Here is a 3,312-nt window from a genome sequence, read left to right as displayed (position 1 = left end):
ATTGCCGAAAAAACGGCCTCTCGAAAAGAGTATTGAGTCGGTGTGTCGAAACGCTGCAACAGTATATACGGAAGGGGAACCGTCACAGACAATTTGATTTCCGGATGGGCCACCCCGAGCGTGATCGAAGGTCGGTCAGCTTCATCGATACCATCGATTCGGGTGTCGACAGTGTCTCTTGTGGCCTAAACCTTCCCGGGCTCACTGTCGCGCCGACCGAGGTGTGCCATCTGACCGTCCCATCTACCCAGACCCTCCAGGATGTGCTGCAACGCACGGCCCAGATCCTTGACGTCCTTGGCATTGAGATGGGCGGCAGTGGCTGGGAATGACGTTGCTCCTGTTCGGATTGGTGGAACTACCTGCCTGACGGGCGGAATAGGGCATCCGTATGGTCACTGTGGAGCAAGGTGCCCGTAGGTGCAGTCACCCCCCAATTCGACACCGTCTTTCTCGCCATGATGCACATGTCGTGTCCGTTACCGACCTCAGGGTGTTGCGACTCTAGACGAACCGCGCCAATCGGTTACGGCGAATTCCTGTATTAGGGCGGCTCACCCACGAAGGTACATATTGCTATTTCGCTCGCTGCTGCGCTCGTAGCGCCGTTTGCAGCGGCACAGAGTGATCTCGACAGCACGGCCCGCCGGGCACTCACCAGTGGCGAAACGGGCAATCCGTACGTCACATGCTACACGCAGAAGGAGTTCAAGGGAGCCGTACAGAGCTGGGCGTTTGCCGAAGATGACCGGGGCGTTCTGTACGTTGGTAATAATATCGGCGTACTTGAGTTCGACGGCACGTCATGGCGCCGTATCGGTGTGGGTGGCGGTGACGTTGTACGCGGACTCGCCAAGGGTCAGGACGGCCGGATCTATGTGGGATCGGACGAAGAGAAGGAGATTCAGCTTGGCAAGGGAGATACACTGCTTCTGTACACGGACGGCGTCACAGAGGCGATGAGTCCGAAAAGCGAAGAGTACTCGGAGGAACGCCCGCAGGCCTTATTGGAAGGAGAAAAGGCAGGGTCCCCGCGCGAGTTACTGGATCGGGTTTTCGACAGTGTGCTGGTCTTCGCGGACGGTGCGCCGCAGTCGGACGACATCACCGCGCTGGCTCTGACGTTCCTGGGTGGTTGACGGCACTTCAGGATTACGGGCTTGGCCTGCCCCGTTACAGGCAACGCTTGCGGAAGTAACCGGACGGGCGAGGATTTGCAGGAACGCGTCGCGGTGCCGGCACGATTCACCGGCGACCGGTAGAGTTGCACCTGCGAGCAGGAGAAACATTATTCCGGGGATTCCCCGCCGTGTGAAGATCGTGGTGTGGCGACGGCCAGTCGTTCGCCAAGCCGACGGTGCACTGTTTCGGCAATCGCGGCACCGGCTTTCGGTCCATAATGCGTGCCGTCATAGCCGACGTCGATCTGCCCGGCCGGCACGTTTACCATATCGTCCATCAGGTCCAGACATGACAGAGAATCGGGACACACGCGATCTCTCATACGTGTCCACCGGTGACGAAAAGTCTCGTCCGTCCGGTACTTCGCAAGGTCGCGCGCACCGGGCATGATGACCAGGACAAAACTCCTGCTCTTGTCACTCACATCACGCCTCATCCTGGCAAACAGGGCAGAAGCGATCGTGATAGGCTCCGAGTCGATGTCCAATGCCTGGCGCATCAAACTTCGTCGCATCCGGATAAACTTCCACCGGGCCAGCAGTTTGCCGGACACCAGTTTTCCGCCGAAGCGTGTGTCCTCGTACTGACTCGCGGAATAGAAACTGTCGTACGCGCGAAGGTGCTCACGAAGCAGGGGAGAGACACGTTCGCTGTTTGCCATGACCATCTCCGTCATGCTTGAGTACGGCGCCCGTACGAGCCTGATGCTGTCGCCTGCCACAACAAATCGTGGAAGCACCATGGGCATGTCCCATCCCACTAACGTTCGCAATGTGTTGACCTCGCGAAATAGATCCTCAGTGGGCACAAAGACCAGGACCGCCGTGTCATGTTCGATGCTCTCGCTCAATACACGATAGCGCAAATACGACTGTCCCATGCTGTAGCCATCGACTCCAAAGTTTACGACTGCGAAACGATCGTCCAGCTGATCAAGCAGATAAGGCCATGTCTCCTCCTGTCGTAACCTGCTGCCGTTCGTGAACGATTCGCCGAAGACAAGGACACGCGCATTGGAGTAGGCTGTGTCGAGGTCAACGCGAGACCTGGCGCCCACGTTGTTTACCTGCCACCAGTCGTTCGCCGATATCGCGTTCTCCTTGGGGGCGTAGCCCAGGATCGAGTCTTCCCGAAAGATGCCGAGCATGTCTCCCGCCGTGATCCGTCTTCCGTCCACAATCAGATTTCGATACCACGCGTCTCGATCATGTTCGAGAAAGGCGTCCTCTGTGATCAACTCAAACGGGGGCAGCTGTCGTCCAAAAAGTTCGCCCCAACAGTTCTCACAGGGGCTGACGAACAGTCGAGCTACGCCTTCGAACGTGGCCACTGCCAGAAGACAGGATATGAGGACGAGTAAAAGGTTGATCGTGCGGGCGCGAGTCATGAATACGTCATGCCGATACTCATGTTTAGTTCCCCCAAGCGGGACGATCAGCTGTCTCCCAATCGAAGTTGAAACGATGGTCGCGTGGCGGCGCCGGACCATCGCTGACAGTCGTGCGCTTCGTCGCGAAAGTTTACTCGCGAGGGTGTCGAACGCACCCACCGTATGCGTGTGCCGTGATTTGTTTGGTCGATTCTCGTAGTCAGATTGTTCAGCAAGCCAAATATCTGGATTCTGAATGTCGGTCTTCCGCCGGCTGCAACATCCGCGTGGACGGCCGATCCTTTTTTCGTCGTGCGAGGAAGTGGCCCGGGCCAAGACAGCCCTGCGGCGCTCAACAAGCGAGCCGAGGTCGCATCGAGATGATTGCGATCTCGGTATCCCTCCGCTACCATTGATGGTCCTATCGGAGTAGTGGATGCCGAACAATCTTTCGAGAGATTATCGATTTCTGCGTGGCCTCGTACGTATTCTCACGCGAGCATTCTTCGCTGAGATCGCTTGCGAGGGCGTCAGTCGAATCCCGGCGCGTACCGGGGGGCTTCTCGTCTCGTGGCACCCGAACGGCCTTGTCGACCCGGCCCTCATCCTCGCACAGTTTCCGGGCAGGGTTGTCTTCGGTGCAAGACACGGCCTGTTCAAATGGCCGCTACTTGGCGTACTGATGCGCCGCCTCGGGACGGTTCCCATCTACCGAGCCGGAGACCTCACAGAGAAGAACAGGATGGAACGCCTGGAAGCCA

3 protein-coding genes are annotated in these 3,312 nt (G+C 58.0%); 2 read left to right on the top strand and 1 reads right to left on the bottom strand.

Features of this window, described 5'->3' with window-relative positions:
- Positions 1 to 572 precede the first annotated feature (572 nt).
- A complete protein-coding gene (locus HKN37_17015) occupies positions 573 to 1,139 on the top strand; it encodes a serine/threonine-protein phosphatase (protein NNE48356.1) in 567 nt (188 codons plus the stop codon).
- 149 nt (positions 1,140 to 1,288) lie between these two features.
- Here HKN37_17015 and HKN37_17010 read toward each other — a convergent pair whose 3' ends face one another.
- Positions 1,289 to 2,569, bottom strand: a complete 1,281-nt coding sequence (locus HKN37_17010; GenBank protein ID NNE48355.1) for a hypothetical protein — start codon at positions 2,567 to 2,569, stop codon at positions 1,289 to 1,291.
- A gap of 418 nt (positions 2,570 to 2,987) precedes the next feature.
- Here HKN37_17010 and HKN37_17005 point away from each other — a divergent pair.
- The coding region (locus HKN37_17005) for a hypothetical protein (GenBank protein NNE48354.1) at positions 2,988 to 3,312 on the top strand (325 nt) is incomplete at its 3' end.

It is taken from the genome of Rhodothermales bacterium, from assembly GCA_013002345.1.
Taxonomy (GTDB): Bacteria; Bacteroidota; Rhodothermia; order Rhodothermales; family JABDKH01; genus JABDKH01.
The sequence above is the reverse complement of the archived record's forward strand: the minus strand, read 5'-3'. Positions and strand labels throughout refer to the sequence as shown.

What these genes read in the sequence shown, in the direction of transcription:
- HKN37_17010 (NNE48355.1), bottom strand. Translation starts at nt 2,569, where the DNA reads ATGACTCGCGCCCGCACGATCAACCTTTTACTCGTCCTCATATCCTGT.